Below are 18,644 nucleotides of genomic sequence, written 5' to 3'. Positions count from 1 at the left end.
ACGCGATGATGAAACTTAGGAACTCTACTGACTTTTTCTTTTCTTCTCTGTGTGAAATCGCACAGAAAGTCGAAGGCACTTCCATACGATTGAATTACCTTCGATTAAAAGGGCTTTTAGATAAGGTTACCAAAGAGATTGTAAGAGATGAGAAGATTGTTTTTTCCAATTTGTTTAGTCGACTGGCTTTTATTTGTAGTAAGTATAAAGTATCCACGGTAATTCACGAATTTAGAATTGTTTCGAATGAGATTTACCGCTATGATGAAAGGGATTTAGAATCTTGGTTTATTACATATTGGAAGGATGTTAACTTGTTTTTATCTCAAGTAAGCGGTGTACCAGTACCTTATGTAAATACTTGCTTTTTCTCCGAAGTCGATTGTAGGAAAGCAAGTGCGACTAAGTATTTTGATAGCTATTTGGAACGGGTAAAGGTGTCGTTGGTCAATAGAGATGACAATTTTATTTATTGTCTTAGATTGGATATCAACGAAGTCATAAAGGTAAAAGTTCACGATGGAGAAATGAGTACACCATTTACTTCTCTGCCTCACTTTCCATTGCAATCCTTACTCTATTTAGTACATATTCACATCGATAGCAATGATGTTTATTATCCTTCTGTGATCGTTTTAGAGCCTGATTATCTTATAGATGTATCTGCAATAGCGGAGTGTAATCAAGATTTTGGATTATCTCCTTTACTTTTCTTGAAATCAAAGATGGATGCGATTCCCAATACCAAGCACCTATTGATCGGTAACTTTGCTAACTTGGTAATGGATGAGGTTGTGAATAATTTTTACAATCAAGGAGTGAACTTTGATTCTCTATTTCAAAAGCACTTTGAGAATTATCCATTTGAACATTTGTTTTGTAGGGATATTCAATCAGTGGAGCATTTTAGGGAATATCAAGAGGCTTGCCAAATGCACTTTAGACACATATCTAAGGTAGTTCAGGAAGACTTTACCTACTATGGTTTACGCGATATTGATAATATTGCTCTGGAACCTTCATTTTTGAATAATGTATTTGGGTTACAGGGTCGTTTGGATCTGTTCTACGATAATCCCAATAACGATCGGTCTGCTGTCATTATTGAACTCAAATCAGGAAGTACTGCATATCCTGACTACGGTACAAATATTAAGGATAATCACAATACACAGTTATTTTTATACTACTTGATGATTAGTGAATCATTGGGGATTTCGTTTAAGAATATTGCCAATCAACAATATATTAAGGGGTATATTCTATATAGTAAGGTTAGTTCTAACAATCTTCGTTCTGACCATATTAATTTAGAAAGAGTACAGGAGATTTGCGAACTTAGAAATCGCATTATCTTGAATGAGAAGATGATACAGAGTGGAGATCTCAATAAGGTAAGCGCGGTATTTCGCGGTTTAAACGTAGAGTCTATTGTAAACAAACCGACTAATGACAAGTTTAAGAATATTTTAGAAAAGCAATACAAAGCATTTGTAGAGCCGATCTATGGGGCAACGATTTTACAACAAGCTTATTTTTACAGTTTTTACAGTTTTGTAGCTCGCGAACAAAACCACAGCAAATTAGGAGATGGTCGTAGAGAAGGGGTTTATTCTCTTGCAAGTCTTTGGAATCAAACATTTCATGAGAAAGAAGATGCATATAGTATTTTTTATGATTTAGTTATTAGTCAGAACGAAGTGGATACTGATCAAAAAAAGATAGTCTTTAAAAGACCTCTTATTGGCGATGGTTTTGCCAGTTTTAGGGTTGGCGATTCTTGTGTTTTATATCCATTTGAGAGCACTGAGGATACAGCTGTAAAGCACCGTATTTTTAAAGTCGTGATTAAGAGTATTACACAAGAGAGTATTGAAGTTGCACTGAGATATAGGCAGAATAATAAAGCTTATTTCAACCGATATCAAAAATGGGCATTAGAAAAAGACTTTATGGACTCTGGCTTTAATAGTATGTATCGCAGTCTATACGAGTTTATGAAAGGCAGTTCACATAAGAAAGACCTTTTATTAGGGGTAGAAAAACCTAAGCAAAAAACTCCTTATGCTTTTCACAAAGACTATCTGTCTGTAGAGCAAAACAGGATTCTCACAAATATTCTTTCTTGTGATGATTACTTTATTCTGAATGGGCCTCCGGGAACAGGAAAGACCTCTCATATTATCAAAGAGTTAATCAAGGAGCTTTACCAAAATTCTCGTGTAAATATCTTGGTGTTATCTTATACAAATCGGGCGGTCGATGAGTTGTCATCTGCCGTATGCGAGGCATTGTCTGATTATGATGTAGAATACCCCTTTATTCGCATAGGAAGTGAACATTCTTGTGAGGTTGATTATCACAAGTATTTGCTTAAAAATACGATTGCTATGAAAAAGGAAGCTCTGGAACTTCAAGGCAAAACATTTTCGCGAAAAAGTTTGATGCATTTGGTTCAAGCGCAACGTGTTTTCTTGTCAACTGTAGCTACTATCAATAATCAGTCAGACTTGCTGGCCATGAAGAAGTTTGATATGATCATTATTGACGAGGCATCACAAATATTAGAACCTCAAATAGTGGGGATTTTGGCTAATTGCAAGCGATTTGTTATGATTGGGGATCACAAGCAATTGCCTGCTATTGTTTTGCAAAATGATGAATTAGCAAAGACTAATAACACTATGCTTGAAGGCATAGGTCTGTACACGCATAGCAATTCCCTGTTTGAACGCCTGTATAATTATTGTGTGAAAGAGCGATTAGATTATGCTTGTGACACGCTTACTTTTCAAGGACGTATGCACAAGTCTATTGCTGAGTTTCCCAATGAGGTATTTTATGACGGTATTTTGAAAGAGGCTTTTGAGTTGAGTAATTTGTCACAAGAGGCCAAAGGGTACTTGGCAAGACAAGTCAGAATGATGGACTTCAAACCCTGTAGTGCAAATGCGTTAGATCAATTATTAGCTTCTAAGCGAATGCTATTTTTAGACGTAGAAGATCAAGCAGGTCAAAGTTTTGCTAAAGCCAATGAATTAGAGGCTGATTTGGTGGTCGAGGTGATTAAGCGGCTAATCTCCTTATATGATGTTAATCAACGACCTCTTGATGTCATCAAGCAAATTGGCGTTATTGCACCTTTTAAGAATCAAATAGCACTTATTAGATCAAAGTTGGAATCTCTGAATATCGCTAATAGCAACGAACTGATAGTCGATACAGTGGAGCGTTTTCAAGGAGGTCAAAAGGATATTATTATCTACTCGCTGACAGTAAGTGACCCTTATCAACTGGAGAGTTTGGTGAATCTCAATGAGGAGCAATCTGTTGATAGGAAACTAAACGTAGCTCTGACTCGTGCCAAAGAACAGATGATTATCGTGGGTAATAGTAAAGTGGTTAGTGAAGATCCCATATATATGCAATTAATTGAGTATCTAATTTCTAATTCAAGTTATCAACAATTGTAAACAAATGATGTTTATAAGTGTTGATAAGATAGGGATAAGATGTTGATAAGTATAAGTGTATTTGTTTATAAAGTTCTTAATTAATTGAAATTTAGTATTATATGAGTTTTTTAGTTATTAACATATTAGAAAGGCTATGTTGATAACTAAAAGTAGCGGTTGTCTATTCTTTGTAAGTCATTCACAATTAAAGCTCATTATTTGATTGTCATATTTATTTAGCGTTACAATATTTTATATTGTGAATGTTTTTTGTAGTTAAAACATTGAATTGATAAATAAATGAGAGATTATGAATGAAAAAATTGATTTTGTTTGGCATGAGGCTGCAAATAGGTGTGCTATTTGCAAAGCTGAATTAGCCAAAAACGAAACAGAGAACTCTACTACTAATGCGTCAGGAGTCATTTTAGAATATAATACTCATTTAGAAGTAACTGAAGATATAAGTTCTGACGAACCTGATATGGTACTTCTTTGTCAATCTGACTATGACTATGTCAGAAGAAACTCAGATACTTTTGACCGGGATATTCTCGATATCTTAAAGCGAAAACACGAGTTGTGGGTGTATAATTTTTTATATAGTAAGAAAGAGCAGGGAATTAATGGAATTTACTTCGATGAAATTGTTTCAGTGGATCGGTTGTTAAGTCTTTTAGATCAAGCAGAAGGTTACTTTTTGGATTCTAATCTTCAGAGAAGTAGTATCAACAACGTAGTCTGCCGAAAGCTGTTTAAGGCAATAAATGAGTATGAAACGACAGATAAAGAAATAGCTCTTGAGAAGAGAGAAAATGTTTTAAATGCTTTTAATATATTGGTTAAGAAATGGGTTAGAGTTTTTGGAAAAGTTGTTTTGCAGGATGTTTATCAAAAGGCAAGTAGTGATTATCGAACGCTGAGTATTTGTTTTATAGTAGTCTTGAATAAGAATACATCTCTAAATCACTTTAATGGAAAGAAACTGATCTATCATATACCAAGTGGCTTGGCATTTTAATTAGATCATTTTTTTTAATGCGTTTTTATTTTTCCAATGTAAGTTTGCGGAAATTTAAAAAGGATAGGATGAGAAAGTATTTTATTTTATTTCTCGTGAGTAGCTTGTTTATGGTTAGTTGCGACAATCGCGAATCTGATTTAGGTTACAATGTATCGGTTTGGAATACGGTAGTGACTAAAGTTAATGATGTTGTAGGTATTGAGCAGAGCATTGTGAGCCTGGATGGATATTCGATGTTTAGTCAAAGGGGAGAATCTGCTCAGGAGTACATAAGGGAAGCTATTGAGGAGTATGCTAAGATGGATGTCAAGGAAGACGTTGTACCAATGAGAGAGGCTTTGATTTCGTATATGAAAGAATGCGATAAATTATTGGATATTTACTTATCGTTAAGTAAACAGTCAGTAGATAAGGTTCTCACAGAGGAGGTAGTTGAGGAAAGCTATTTACACATCGAAAGTGTATTTATGGAAATGGAGAAGCTGTCAGAGCAAGTAACTTTGGAACAAAAAGCCTTCGCTAAAAAACATTATATTACAAGATATGTATTGTAGTAAGTATTGTGTTTAACCCCAAATCCGCATTCGCTAAATACTGCAAAGTAATTCGACTTTGCAATTCCACTATTAGCTATTGTAGCATACTATAGTATATGTGTATTGTTAATTCTGACCTATTCAGTATCATTTAATAGCTTCTCTATCTAATGCGTATTTTGGGTAAAATACAAGTGATTACAATACAAAAAAGGCTGTCCTCAAGGACAGCCTTTTCCATTTATAATTATTCAGATATTAGTTTTCTAAATAAGCTTCGATAGGAGCACAAGAACAAATTAAGTTTCTGTCACCGTAAGCATCGTCAATACGACGTACAGTAGGCCATAATTTGTTTTCAGCTACATAAGGAAGTGGGTAAGCCGCTTTCTGTCTTGAGTATGGAAGATCCCAGTTATCAGCAGTTAATAATGCTAATGTGTGAGGAGCATTCTTAAGCTCGTTCACAGGGTTTTCGATAGTTGCATTCTCAATCTCTTGACGGATAGAAGCCATAGCATCACAGAATCTATCAAGTTCTTCTTTGCTCTCACTTTCAGTTGGCTCGATCATTAATGTACCAGCTACTGGGAAAGATACTGTAGGAGCGTGGAAACCGTAGTCGATAAGACGTTTAGCGATATCTGTTACCTCGATACCTTTTTCTTTAAACTCACGTACGTCTACGATCATCTCATGTGCAGCACGTCCTTTCTCACCTGTATAAAGGATAGAATAATGCTCCTCTAAACGAGATTTCATGTAGTTAGCATTTAAGATAGCTTGTTGTGTTACTTTCTTCAGTCCTTCAGTTCCTAACATAGCGATGTAACCGTAAGAAATTAAACACACTAATGCAGATCCATAAGGAGCAGCAGAGATAGCAGTGATTCCTTTCTCTCCACCTACCTTAACGATAGGGTTAGTAGGTAAGAATGGTACTAAGTGCTCAGCCACACAGATAGGTCCTACACCAGGCCCACCACCTCCGTGAGGAATAGCGAAAGTCTTGTGTAAGTTTAAGTGACATACATCAGCCCCGATATTAGCAGGGTTAGTGATTGCCACCTGTGCATTCATATTAGCACCATCCATATATACTTGTCCTCCGTTATCGTGGATGATTTGAGTAATCTCCATGATAGCAGACTCATATACACCATGTGTAGATGGGTAAGTCACCATAAGACAAGATAAGTTATCTTTATATTGTTCAGCTTTAGCTTTTAAGTCAGCCACGTCGATATTCCCTTCAGGTGTAGTTTTAGTCACGACTACTTTCATACCAGCCATAGCAGCAGAAGCAGGGTTAGTACCGTGTGCAGAAGCAGGAATAAGTGCGATATCGCGTTGGAAGTCACCTCTTGAGTGGTGGTATGCACGGATAGCCATAAGACCAGCGTACTCTCCTTGAGCTCCAGAGTTTGGTTGTAATGTAGTACCAGCAAAACCAGTAATCACATTTAACTTCTCTTCTAATCCGTGTAGCATCTCTAAGTATCCTTGTGCTTGATCAGCAGGTACGAATGGATGAACGTTGTTCCACTGTGCATTACTCAATGGTAACATCTCAGCAGCAGCATTCAATTTCATTGTACAAGACCCTAAAGAAATCATAGAGTGGTTAAGCGCTAAGTCTTTACGCTCTAATTTTTTGATATAACGCATTAACTCAGTCTCAGAGTGGTAGCTGTTAAATACAGCGTGCTCTAAGAACTTAGAAGTACGTTTTAGTTTATCTTGGTATTTAATTTCAGTGCTTAATGCAGTTACTTCTGTAGCTGTCTTACCAGTAGCTTGAGCGAATACATTAACAATAGCATTGATATCAGCTAATTCTACAGTCTCGTTTAATGAAATAGAGATAGTGTTAGCATCGATATAGTTAAAGTTAATAGAATTAGCTTCAGCGATAGGTTTTACTTTAGCAGCATCCGCTTTCACTAAGATTGTATCAAAGAAGTTAGCATTAAGTTGTTCAATACCTAATTTACCTAATTCAGTAGCTACAGTTACTGCTTTTGCATGGATTAAAGAAGCGATGTTAGTCAATCCTTTAGGTCCGTGGTAAACAGCGTAGAAACTAGCCATAACAGCTAATAATACTTGAGCAGTACAGATATTAGATGTAGCCTTCTCACGTTTGATATGTTGTTCACGAGTTTGTAAAGCCATACGCAGTGCGAAGTTGTCATCAGCATCTTTAGATACTCCGATGATACGACCTGGCATGCTGCGCTTATATTCTTCTTTAGTAGCGAAGAAAGCAGCGTGAGGACCTCCGAATCCTAATGGAATACCAAAACGTTGAGTAGTACCTACTACTACGTCAGCACCCATTTCTCCTGGAGGAGTTAATAATACTAAAGACATGATATCAGCAGCTACAGCTACTTTAATGTCTTTTGCTTTTGCTTGGTTTATAAAGTCAGCATAGTCAGCTACGATACCGTGTTTACCAGGGTATTGTAAGATAGCACCGAAGAATTCTTCTGAGAAGTCAAACTCTTCGTGGTTACCTACTACTAACTCTACACCAAATGGAGTAGCACGAGTCTGTAATACTGATAAAGTCTGTGGTAAGATTTCTTCAGAAACGAAGAATTTCACTACGTTATTTTTCTTTTGATCTCTTGTTCTTACGTCGAATAATAAGATCATAGCTTCAGCAGCTGCAGTTGATTCATCTAATAGAGAAGCATTTGCAATCTCCATACCAGAAAGCTCGATAACAGTAGTTTGGAAGTTTAATAAAGCTTCTAAACGACCTTGAGCTACTTCAGCTTGGTAAGGAGTATAAGCTGTATACCATCCTGGGTTTTCAAATACGTTACGGATAATAGCAGCAGGAACTACTGCCTCATTATATCCTAAACCAATGAAAGAACGGAATATTTTATTTTTGTTTCCTAATGCTTGAATGTGAGATAAGTACTCATACTCAGTCATTGCAGGGGCAAGGTTTAAATCTTCTTTAAGACGAATAGCGTCTGGGAAAGTTTCGTTGATTAATTGTTCGATGCTATCAGCTTTCACTGTTTTAAGCATCTCTGCGATATCCTCAGGACGAGGACCAATGTGTCTTAGAGCAAATGCGTTTGTTTTCATTTGGACAATAAATAAAAGTTGTGTTTAATCACACAAAAATAACCATTAATCTGACAATTGTGTCTTTATATCAATTAATTTTGAAAAGTGTATAAGCATAACAGTAGAAGACTGATAAATAATATGGATTTGTTAAAAAATAGAATAGTTGCTCTTTATTTAAACGGAAGTATTCACGTTTCCTTAGCAGTATTTGCTTTGGCACAAATGACATTTTATTTCTGTCACCTTCCATTTGATGCAGTTGTGTCTGTATTGGCTTTTACAGGAACATTGTTTTCGTACAACTTCATTAAATATGCTGAGGTAATCTATAGGCATAAAACTCCATTTACGCTTCGGTTAAAGGTCATTATTGGGATAAGTATTATTGCGTTGCTGATAGGGACTATGGCTTTCTTTATGTTGAAATGGAAGGCACAGTTGGTCACTTTGAGCTTATTGGTGTTGTCAGTTTTATATGCTATACCTATTAGTAGTAATCGAAGTAATCTGCGCAACCTGGCAGGGCTTAAAGTATATATCGTCTGTCTGTGTTGGGCTACTGTAACGCTTATAGTACCGGTGATGAATGCGGATATACCGGTCAGTTGGGATATTGTAGTTAAGTTTATACAGCGTTTTATCTTAGTGTTTATTCTAATCGGGATATTCGAAGTTGTTGACTTACAATACGACGACAAGTATTTAAAGACCTTACCTCAGATGCTTGGAATAGCTAATACCAAGTGGTTGTTGGGATTGTTATTAATTCCTTTTTATGTTATCGAATTTTTTAAGGTAGGGTATCAACCTATACAAGCGTGGAATAACTTATTGATTGTTCTTCTTACGCTGTTCTTTATTTATTATGCATCTCCTAAGCGCACCAAATTCTTTACGCTATTTTGGGTAGAGAGTGTGCCTATTGTTTGGTGGTTAATTGTTGTAGTTCAGGGAAATGCCAGTTTATAAGAATAAGAAAGACCAAGCAGTGCTCAGTCTTCATTTACATATTCTAGTATATCAGCTGGTTGACAATCTAACTCTTTACAGATTGCCTCCAATGTACTAAAGCGTATGGCTTTTGCCTTATTGGTCTTGAGTATGGATAGATTACTCACAGTGATACCTACACGCTCAGCCAACTCATTAAGCGATATCTTTCGCTTAGCCATCATGACATCAAGGTTTACTATTATTGGCATATCGTGGGGGTTATATGGTTAGATCTGCATCTTCTTTTAGACGCAAATGTTGTTTCAATACTTCTACAATCATCAACAAAATTAAGGGAATAAAGAATAATGTGATGTCGTATGCTGTAGTTTTAACAAGTGTTAAGTTATAGAAACTGGCAATACTCTGTTGTTCAAGTTGAGTGAAGTACACGATAGTGTTCCCTATTATAGCGAATGTAATTTGTATATAGGCTAAGAATTTTAGACGTCCTATTTGATCAGCATCTACAATAGTTCCCTTGTATAAATTCTTAAAGAATTTGAATAAAACAATTAATAGCATAGGTATTATAAAGAGACTTATTAGACCTAATAATCCCAATAAAAAGCTTGTCATTGTTGATTTTGTTTCAGAAACTTCAAATGTGATAGTTTCTTCTACAGTTGTCACTTGTGCCGTGATTGATTGGCTGTTTTCTTTACTAACTAACGTTTTGTTTAAATTAGGTGTTTTATCTGATTTCACCACTATAGTGGCATAGTCTTTTCCTTCTTTAAATGCATTATTTCCTTCCTTTAATCCTTCTGTAAAATCTTTGAAGTGAGAGGTAAATGAAAAAATATAGGCAATTAAGAAAAGTACAGTAAGTAGTTTTAGTTTCATAGTATTGATTTTTTAAAATACGATATCAATTACCCATTCACAAAACGCTACTAAAAGTGTCACCCAATAGAATAATAATTTAATCATAGTAGTTTATTTGTTTGGTTTTACAATGCTTCAAAAGTAATAGTTTTTTTTTATAAAACAAGAATAATTTATTGTTATTCGATAAATAGTTATCTTTAAACGTAAAATATATCTATTAGAATATTTATGGATTAGATTAGAGTTTTGCGGAAAGCTCTTTTTTAGTTGTGTCTAAAAATGTATCTTTGTTGTAAATTATAAAAAGGATGATAAAATTAATTAACGAGCTAAAAACAAATAGTAATATTGTTTTTGTTATTGGAAAAGAAACGATTGATACTACAAATTTTCCTGTAGTAATTTTTGATTTTGCAAAAGAGTTTCAAGCAAGCGATAAAGAGGAGGACTTTGCAAAGATTGGTGGTCAGTATTTCTTCTTTGTCAAAGAAAATGAGAACTTAGAAAAGATGCGTTTGGCAGGTTTTAACGTTCGCAAACAGCTTGACAAGAAAGCTAATAATATCACAGTGGTAGGTAATGGCACTGGGACGTTGGCAGTGGTAGAAGGATTAGCTTTATCAAATTATCAATTCTTAAAGTACTTTAAAGAAGCAGCTGAAATGAAGTATGCCTTAGAAACAATTGAGGTTAAAGGGCAGTTTTCAGTTAAGGAAATAGAAGATCTTCAAAACACGATAAAAGCAGTTTATTGGGCTCGTACAATGGTAAATGAACCAGTAAACTTTTTGAATGCTACACAGTTGGCAACTGAAATAGAAGTTTTAGGTAAAGAAGCGGGATTCAGTGTGAAAGTTATGGAGCGCAAAGAAATCGAAGACCTAAAGATGGGTGGTTTATTGGCAGTTAATAGAGGTTCTGTAGAGCAACCTACTTTTACGATTATGGAATATAAGCCTGCTAAACCAGTAAACGCTAAACCGATAGTTTTAGTTGGAAAAGGTGTGGTATATGATACAGGGGGATTGAGTTTGAAACCAACAGCAGGATCAATGGATTCTATGAAGAGTGATATGGGAGGAGCTGCTTGTATGGCAGGTACTATCTATGCTGCTGCTTTGAACAAATTGGACGTACACGTGATTGGGTTAATTCCAGCTACTGATAACCGTCCAGGAGGAGATGCTTATGCACCAGGAGATGTGATCACGATGTACGATGGAACAACAATCGAGGTGTTGAATACAGATGCTGAAGGACGTATGATTTTAGCAGATGCTATTGCTTATGCGACTAAGTATGATCCACAAGTGATTATTGATGCAGCTACACTTACTGGAGCAGCATTAGTAGTGGCTGGAGATACGGCATCTTGTATTATGGGTAACGATGAGCAGATTATCGATGCTATCATCGCTTCAGGATACAATGTACACGAGCGTTTAGCTAAGTTACCTTTCTGGGATGACTATAAAGACTTGTTGAAATCTAACGTAGCAGATATGAAGAATATCGGTGGACGTTTTGCTGGTACTATCACAGCAGGTAAGTTCTTAGAACACTTCGCAAAAGCACCTTATGTACATATCGATATCGCTGGTCCAGCATGGATGGATGCACCAAGAGATTACAAAGGTAATGGTGGTACAGGAAGTGGAGTACGTACTCTAGTTGACTTCTTGACTAACTACAAAGGATAATATCTGATTAGGATATAAAGTAAAAGGCGTTCGAAAGAACGCCTTTTTTTGTTTATTTTTTCACAAGAACTTTAATTGTTTTGTAAGTGTATTTTATCTCCGATACTTTACCTCTATTATTTACTGTGCTTATTACAGTCGAAGTTTCTAGATAATCATCCTTATCATATGTGTTTTGATGAGTAAACTTATCATTGTAAGTTTGGTCTGAAGGCTTATAATCAAAGGTAGTTCCTGTTACGTTGTGAGGACTACGAATTAAAAACTGCTCTTCAGTTTCAAAAAATTCTATTGAATAGGCTTGATCGCTTATATTCATATTAGTATAAGGGGATTTTTTGTCGTCATAAGTGATAAGTTCTATTATTCCATTACTATTAACTTCAATAAGATTTCCTCTATCGTCATATTTGTAAGTCGTTTCTTGATCAGTTTTGTCTGTGGAATTTTTTGTTCGAATTAGCTGTCCTTTTGGATTGTAATAGAATGAGTATAATGATTTATTTCCTTCAGTTTCATTTGTAATTGCATCTGCTTTAACTATTCTATTATTTTCATAAATGTACTGTAAATCCCAATATTCGTATTTTTTATCAGTAGTGTAGGTTTCTAATGTCATAGCAAAAGGGAGATTATTCTCATATGTGTATGTAAGTATTTCTTTTTCTACTTCATTTTTTCCATCAAAGGATTTAGTGATTTCCTCTGTATTATTAACAGTACCATCTTCATTGTAAAAGAATGTAATAGTGATATCTTCAATGTGTTTTTCATTATCATATGAAGAGTATACGAAGTTGTCTATTACTTTTAATTCTTTGATCTCTATACCTGGATCTACTTCTTCTTTGCCTGGTTCTGTAATAGAATTGTCATCAGAGGAACAGTTTACCGCAAACATACCTACTAGGCATAGTGCTAGTATTCTTAAATTGTTTTTCATATTTAAATTTTTTAACAAAATTAACTAAAATATCCTTATTGTCAAAAGAAGGGTAAATTTTGTATCTATAAGCCGAGTTCAGTGTATTTATCATATTTTTGTCATCTTATAAAAAATTATAACAATGATTAACTTAGCAGAAACAACCACGTTTATACCTGTAGATAAAGATAATATACACTTAATTCTTCCTTTAGCAGAGAAGATATGGGAGGATACTTACCTTCATATTATCGGGCAAGAACAGATAGACTATATGCTACCGATGATGTATAGTGACGAGCGTATCTTAGGTGAACTAAAAGAAGGGTACCAATGGGAACTGTTAATGCAAGGGGATGAGTTATTAGGCTACACGAACTATAAGCTTATGGAGGACAATCGTGTGTTTCTTTCTAAGTTGTATACTAATGTGTATAAACAGGAAAAAGGCTTGGGGCATTTTATGTTTCAGCATGTAGTAGACTATGCTAAACGAGAGGGAGCTACTGCTGTATATCTTACAGTAAATAAAAATAACCAACGCGCTATAGATTTCTATATCCGCAATAATATGAAGTGTATAGAGTCTAAGACTTTTGATATCGGTTGTGGATATGTAATGGATGATTATATCTATCAGTTAGATTTATTATAACAAAAAAGGTTAGCCATTGGCTAACCTTTTTCTATTTTACCACTGTTTTATTTGTTTATCGAAAAGAGTTAAAAGGATCTACATGTGATAAAAGATTGTTGGTTTATTATTTTTATTTAGTTTAAATAATTTATTATCTTCGCTTGAAATTAAAACATTAAACTATGAGATCATCAACAATAAATCCTGATTTCGATCAACATAAAGTAAAGCCTAAAGCTCCTAAAATAGAAGAATTAGTAAACTCTGTAAAGTCAGTAATGCTTGCGACGATTAATGAGGATGGTACTCCTTTAGTAAGTACAGCTCCTTATTCAAGAGTTGGCAATGAATTTCAGGTTTTGGTTTCCTTCATGGCCAAACACACTAAGAACTTGAGAGATAGAAAAACGGTATCTATCATGTTCGTTGAAGATGAGAGTACATCTAAGCAGTTGTACGCTCGCCACCGTTTAACAATAGACTCAGAAGCAGTTTTAGTGGAAAAAACAAATCCTCTATATGATAAAGCTATTCAAGATCTTAGAACAAGACATGGTAAAGTAGTAGAAGTCCTTGATAATTTGGAAGACTTTATTATGTTTAATTTTAAGGTAATTAAAGGATCTTATGTGAATGGATTCGGTAGTGCATACTTCGTAGATGAGAATTTAGAAGTGATGGAGCACAGAAGAGGTGCTCATGGTCAACATAATATTGATGTGAAAAAATAGACAATATTTAGTTAGAATATAAAAGGTCTTTATGCGTCTTGTCATAAAGGCCTTTTTTTGTTTTGTCGTAAAATAATGTAGTTTTGAAGGAATTTAAAAAATAAGTATGTCATCAGAAAAAGTTCATATTCGCTGCTCTCATTGTGGAACGTTTAGTGTAAATGCGGAATACTGTACGCATTGTGGACAGGCGCTGAATATTGTAAAACAACGAGAGGAAAGGAGAAAAGATGACGAGAGGGACCGCATTGCTAAAGCCTTAGCGGAGGAGCCTTCTGCAATAGAAAAGTTTTTACTCAAGATGACTAAGCACCCCTGGTTTGTGATACGCGTATTTTTTAAATTGATATATGGGATATGGTTTGTTGTGATGGCTATTGCAATGTTCTTGGCTTGGTTAATCGGTATGATTGTAGCATGAGTGTATTAAAGAGTTGGTTTTTTATCTTGATAGTGCTTATTGGATCTAGTGTATATACTTTACAAAGAATTGGTGTCGTCCTACCAGTGTTTGTAAACAATTACTTGAATGATATACTTTCTATCCCTATTGTTTTATCAATTATTCTCATCGTCGTTAGATTGATTAGAGGCAACTCCTTTCAGTTGTCACTTTGGATGATTATTAGTGTAGTACTTTATTTTAGTTTTTATTTTGAATACTATATTCCCCAATTTAACCCTCGCTACACTGCAGATATTTTAGATGTAGGCTGTTATCTGTTAGGGGGAATTACTTTTTATTTTGCACAGCGTTATTGTATACCTACTTAAATTTATTTTGAGTGCTATTTCTGTTGATTGAAATAAAGAAAATAACAAGTGTATGAACAACAAAAAAAGAAATACCTTTAGCCTTGAAATTTTGACTAAGTCGAGTAGTCAATCTTAAAGTTTAATATCAATAGCTAAAGTGACGTATGATAAAAGTATTTTATACTGATTATTATGAGAATATTGCCGAAGAAAACCTTGAGTTATCTTTAGACGAATGTGTGGAAATATTCGAAGAAACAATTCATCTCGTGGATAATTTTGTTGGAATTCAAGTAGGAAAACACACCATGATGTTTCACCGTGATGAAGAACAAATTTTAGTTGAGGTGCTCAATCCTCCTACTTTGGTAAATCCACAGATGTATGCAAGCAAAGAACAATGTCTTACAATAATTCAAGAGATTTACGCTAAAGAGCAACTCTTTGTTTATCCTCAAATGAAGTTAGTTGATGTTAGAAAAGAGAGTCTAAACGATGTGTTAGAAAGAGGGGAGTAAATAGGGTTTTTATCTTTTCGCAAGGTAATACGCGATTTTAAATAAAAAAATGACAGTTAACAACTTTTATATCATGTAGATATAATTTGTTAACTGTCATTTTTGAATATTAAGCCTGTTGGTTTTTATTGCTTAAGATGACTAAAGTCACGGCTCCAAGAACGAAAAGTAGTCCAGTAGCAGACATCCAGTCGAAGTGCTCTGCGAAGAATAAGGTACCTACTAGTACAGCTACTACTGGTTCCATAGATCCTAAGATAGAGGTAACGGTGCTACCTGCGTGCTTCACTGCTAGTACTAGACATAAGTCAGAAATGAAGGTAGCGAATACTCCTAATAGGATAAGATTAATCCAATCACTCGTTAGTGTCACCGTCTGTATTCCTGTCGTGAAAAGACAGTAGAATAAGAAGATTAAACACCCCATTAACAATACATAGAAGGTCAATGAATCAAAGTTCATCTCTGATATTCTAGATTTATTTAAGCCTACGATATACAGTCCATAAGTGAATATTGTCAGGGCAGAGAGTACTAGACCTGTGATCAGTGAAGGTGAAGCCTCACCGTGTATACACATCATACCCACTCCCACTAGAGATAGAATAGATGCTACCAAGAGTGCGATAGACTTCTTCTCCTTATAGAACATAATCATGACTATACTGACGAATATTGGGTATAAGAAGTGTACAGTAGTGGCTAGTCCACTATCTATATACTCATACGCATCGACTAAGAATTTGGCTGTTGCGGCATACAATAACGCCAAGAAAAAGACGACTGCTAGATCTTTAATAGAAATTTTTAAGCTTGTTTTTTTGTACAAACATACTGCGCCCATAGTCACAGATGAAAATAAGAATCGATAAAATAGAATGGTCGGTATGCCTATAGCAACCACTCCTTCTGGTCGCAAGTTCGGCAGTATCAATGGTAAGGAGAACAAAGGCACCAAACCAAATGTACCCGAAGAAATCAATGCGAATAGAATTCCTTTAAGGTTTTTCATTGTTTTAAAAATCTTTTAATTAAAAATCTGCGCAAAGGTACATTTTCGAGACGGAGTATAGAAGTAGGTGGTATATTATTGTTAATCTCTTGTTTTACTTGGGATAGGACCGTTTATTTTGATAAGAGATTTGGTAGAGAAAAATTAAGATGATAACGTTTTTCGTAATAATTTTAGAATAAGATAATGAAGGAATAGCGTATCTTTAACATAAAATTCGATATGAGGAATATGTTGATATTGGCCTTTATACTTATTTCTGTCTCTTGTTTAGGGCAAATACCTACAGATTGGCAAGTGGATGGGGTAAAGGGAAAGGTGAAGAATATGGAAATAGTTATGAATGGGGTAGGTGAAAGTGCATACTTTAAAGAAGTAAATGTTTATAATGAAGAGGGGTATTATCTATCTAAAAAAATGTCAGTTTCTGATGATAAAGCACCTGATGTTACTATGTTTTTAAATATGATGGAGAACTATGAACCATATAAAGGTAATAAAAGAAGTACGACAAGCTTTTTAGGTGATAAAGTAGAGATAGCTAAGGGGACAGAAGAGTGGCAGTCAGATAGTGTTCGCCTTAATATTAGTAATGGCATTTCGTGGGGAGAAAGTAGTGAAGAAAAAGAAGTTTTGATTAACATAACTACTGAAACATTTAATGAAAAAGGACTTTTAGTAAAAAGTTTGTACGAAGATGAATTTAGAAGTTCAACCGATTTGCCAGGTAAAAGATTAGAGACAGTTAATACGTTCAATACAGAAGGATATTTAATTAGTTTTAGAGTAAATGATTTAAATAAAAATACATCTACAGAGTTGAAAGTGGTAAATGTAGAACTAGATATTAAGGGAAATGTAATAGTACAAAAGCATTACGAGGATGATGTATTAGTGCTTAATAAAACCTTCACCTACGAATATTACGATTAATAAAAAAGGCTAAAGTAAAGGAAATGAAAAAGTGTTTACTGTTTATGCTAGTGTTAGTACTAACGAGTTGTACTAAAGATACCATTACCCCTATACCTGATACGCAGTTAGAAGGGTTAAATGGAAAGGTGAAGAGTAGAGTGGCTAATAGTTTCGTTGCTTTATTAGGAGCAGCAAGTAAGCAAATCACTCTGTATGATGAGCAAGGATATAAGATATCAGAAGAGGTGCTCTTAGATGAGACTAAGACAGGAGAATATTCTTTATTGGCTAGAATGGAATATACATCTTATCAAGATAGTACTAGAATTAGTAAAACGTATGGGGCAGATCATAAGTTATATGATGTGACAACAACTAAGTGGCTTACTAGGGATGAGTATATGACAACGATAGATAATGAAGAAGAAAAAGGACAGATACATAAGGAGGTAGTAAAGACAGATGATAAGGGGAGACAATCCTATAAGGTAGTATTAAGAGAGTATATAGGTAAAAGTCAGGTGGATACTATATCTAGGAATATATTCGAGTATGATGAGAAGGGGTATAAAGTGTTGGAGAAATCAAGTTTTATGACTGAGTCTTATGGTAAGATTAAAGTAACTAATTTAACATTCGATAAGTATGCTAATGTAACAAGACAAAAAATATCTAGTGAGGACATAGATGCTAATTATGAATTAGAGTATACCTATGAATATTATGAATAAGATAGTAACGTTACTGTGTATAATGCTGTTTGCGTCTGCACAGGCACAACCACTCACGGATTGGCAGTTGATGAACCTGAAGGGTAAGGTCAAAAGACTTAAAGTACATACTTATACTGATAGATCAAATATTAAATGGGGTGATGATACAGATTATAACTTTGATGATAAGGGGTATATACAATCTGTAACAGCATATAGTATAGGTGAGAGTACGGGGCTAAAAATTATTAAAAAGAGTTTAGTCTATGGTGCCTATGAGAATCAAAAAAGAGAGATTAAAGGAATTAGCGGTTTTACCAATAGAGATTATCATGAAGTACAGGAATGGTTATACCCTACTGAGTATCGCAGTACTATTTATGCAGTTTTTCCATCGAATAATAATAAAACTATATTGGGCAGATGTGATGCTGAAGGTAGACTGATTTATGAAACGAATAAGACGCATGATATGGGTAGCGAAGAAATGTATGAATATAGTGAAGAAGGACAGCTCGTGTGTATAGTCATTACCACTGATGATTTATTCGTTCAGTATACTGAGGTAGCACAAGGAGCATTAGATGCTATGGGCAATCCTATGGAGACAGTCTATAATCACCGAGATGGTTTTATAACTACGATAACTTATACCTATGAATATTATGAATAAGATAATACCGCTTTTGTGTATACTGGTATGTATAGTTAACAGATATAAGCACAGTACCTATAGACTTACAATTATCAGGTATAAAAGATAAAGTAAAGTCTATGCTATAGTTAAGAATTTTACCAGTGGGTA

General features: G+C 34.7%; 17 protein-coding genes. 12 read left to right on the top strand and 5 right to left on the bottom strand.

Features of this window, described 5'->3' with window-relative positions; genetic code table 11:
- Positions 1-5: 5 nt before the first annotated feature.
- From NWE55_RS05085 to NWE55_RS05075, 3 genes are all read left to right on the top strand, one after another.
- The gene (locus NWE55_RS05085) at positions 6-3,473 is read left to right on the top strand and encodes an AAA domain-containing protein (protein ID WP_230381495.1); all 3,468 of its coding nucleotides are present in this window, start codon (positions 6-8) and stop codon (positions 3,471-3,473) included.
- A 292-nt stretch (positions 3,474-3,765) separates the two neighbouring features.
- The gene (locus NWE55_RS05080; protein ID WP_155091333.1) at positions 3,766-4,476 is read left to right on the top strand and encodes a hypothetical protein; all 711 of its coding nucleotides are present in this window, start codon (positions 3,766-3,768) and stop codon (positions 4,474-4,476) included.
- 68 nt (positions 4,477-4,544) lie between these two features.
- Complete coding sequence (locus NWE55_RS05075) at positions 4,545-5,033, top strand: hypothetical protein (protein ID WP_155091334.1); 489 nt, start codon at positions 4,545-4,547, stop codon at positions 5,031-5,033.
- A 240-nt stretch (positions 5,034-5,273) separates the two neighbouring features.
- Here the strand turns inward: NWE55_RS05075 and gcvP are convergent, their stop codons facing one another.
- Positions 5,274-8,123, bottom strand: coding sequence for an aminomethyl-transferring glycine dehydrogenase (gene gcvP, locus NWE55_RS05070; protein WP_155091335.1), 2,850 nt, complete (start codon positions 8,121-8,123; stop codon positions 5,274-5,276).
- A gap of 123 nt (positions 8,124-8,246) precedes the next feature.
- Between gcvP and NWE55_RS05065 the strand changes: the two genes are divergently transcribed.
- Positions 8,247-9,077 carry a UbiA prenyltransferase family protein gene (locus tag NWE55_RS05065; protein ID WP_155091336.1) on the top strand — a complete coding sequence of 277 codons (831 nt, stop codon included), beginning with the start codon at positions 8,247-8,249 and terminating at the stop codon, positions 9,075-9,077.
- A gap of 23 nt (positions 9,078-9,100) precedes the next feature.
- On the opposite strand, the gene NWE55_RS05060 is transcribed toward NWE55_RS05065, so the two are convergent.
- The gene (locus NWE55_RS05060) at positions 9,101-9,310 is read right to left on the bottom strand and encodes a helix-turn-helix domain-containing protein (protein WP_006259555.1); all 210 of its coding nucleotides are present in this window, start codon (positions 9,308-9,310) and stop codon (positions 9,101-9,103) included.
- Between the two features lie 10 nt (positions 9,311-9,320).
- Complete coding sequence (locus tag NWE55_RS05055; protein ID WP_155091337.1) at positions 9,321-9,947, bottom strand: DUF2975 domain-containing protein; 627 nt, start codon at positions 9,945-9,947, stop codon at positions 9,321-9,323.
- Positions 9,948-10,240: 293 nt separating this feature from the next.
- Here NWE55_RS05055 and NWE55_RS05050 point away from each other — a divergent pair, with 293 nt between their 5' ends.
- Positions 10,241-11,632: a leucyl aminopeptidase family protein gene (locus NWE55_RS05050; RefSeq protein ID WP_155091338.1), complete on the top strand. Its 1,392-nt coding sequence runs from the start codon at positions 10,241-10,243 to the stop codon at positions 11,630-11,632.
- 52 nt (positions 11,633-11,684) lie between these two features.
- Here NWE55_RS05050 and NWE55_RS05045 read toward each other — a convergent pair whose 3' ends face one another.
- The gene (locus NWE55_RS05045; protein WP_155091339.1) at positions 11,685-12,575 is read right to left on the bottom strand and encodes an RHS repeat protein; all 891 of its coding nucleotides are present in this window, start codon (positions 12,573-12,575) and stop codon (positions 11,685-11,687) included.
- 124 nt (positions 12,576-12,699) lie between these two features.
- On the opposite strand from NWE55_RS05045, the gene NWE55_RS05040 reads away from it, so the two are divergent.
- The 4 genes from NWE55_RS05040 to NWE55_RS05025 all read left to right on the top strand — a co-directional run bounded on the left by NWE55_RS05040 (position 12,700) and on the right by NWE55_RS05025 (position 15,199).
- Positions 12,700-13,212 (top strand): GNAT family N-acetyltransferase, encoded by a 513-nt coding sequence (locus tag NWE55_RS05040; protein WP_155091340.1) that lies wholly within the window; start codon positions 12,700-12,702, stop codon positions 13,210-13,212.
- Between the two features lie 164 nt (positions 13,213-13,376).
- The gene (locus tag NWE55_RS05035; RefSeq protein ID WP_155091341.1) at positions 13,377-13,925 is read left to right on the top strand and encodes a HugZ family pyridoxamine 5'-phosphate oxidase; all 549 of its coding nucleotides are present in this window, start codon (positions 13,377-13,379) and stop codon (positions 13,923-13,925) included.
- Between the two features lie 106 nt (positions 13,926-14,031).
- Entirely contained in the window at positions 14,032-14,346 is a 315-nt protein-coding gene (locus tag NWE55_RS05030; RefSeq protein WP_155091342.1) for a hypothetical protein, read from the top strand.
- A gap of 499 nt (positions 14,347-14,845) precedes the next feature.
- Positions 14,846-15,199, top strand: a complete 354-nt coding sequence (locus NWE55_RS05025) for a hypothetical protein (protein ID WP_155091343.1) — start codon at positions 14,846-14,848, stop codon at positions 15,197-15,199.
- 109 nt (positions 15,200-15,308) lie between these two features.
- On the opposite strand, the gene NWE55_RS05020 is transcribed toward NWE55_RS05025, so the two are convergent.
- Positions 15,309-16,211: a DMT family transporter gene (locus tag NWE55_RS05020; RefSeq protein WP_155091344.1), complete on the bottom strand. Its 903-nt coding sequence runs from the start codon at positions 16,209-16,211 to the stop codon at positions 15,309-15,311.
- Between the two features lie 231 nt (positions 16,212-16,442).
- Here NWE55_RS05020 and NWE55_RS05015 point away from each other — a divergent pair, with 231 nt between their 5' ends.
- Genes NWE55_RS05015 through NWE55_RS05005 form a run of 3 tightly spaced genes read left to right on the top strand, consistent with a single transcriptional unit; the run spans position 16,443 to position 18,512 of the window.
- Positions 16,443-17,144 (top strand): hypothetical protein, encoded by a 702-nt coding sequence (locus tag NWE55_RS05015; protein WP_230381496.1) that lies wholly within the window; start codon positions 16,443-16,445, stop codon positions 17,142-17,144.
- Positions 17,145-17,167: 23 nt separating this feature from the next.
- Entirely contained in the window at positions 17,168-17,857 is a 690-nt protein-coding gene (locus NWE55_RS05010; protein WP_196216215.1) for a hypothetical protein, read from the top strand.
- Entirely contained in the window at positions 17,850-18,512 is a 663-nt protein-coding gene (locus tag NWE55_RS05005) for a hypothetical protein (protein ID WP_155091346.1), read from the top strand. Before NWE55_RS05010 ends, NWE55_RS05005 begins: the two co-directional genes overlap by 8 nt.
- The last annotated feature ends 132 nt before the right edge of the window (positions 18,513-18,644 follow it).

Source organism: Myroides albus, assembly GCF_024722315.1.
GTDB lineage: Bacteria > Bacteroidota > Bacteroidia > Flavobacteriales > Flavobacteriaceae > Flavobacterium > Flavobacterium album_A.
This window is presented reverse-complemented; position numbering and strand designations above follow the sequence as displayed.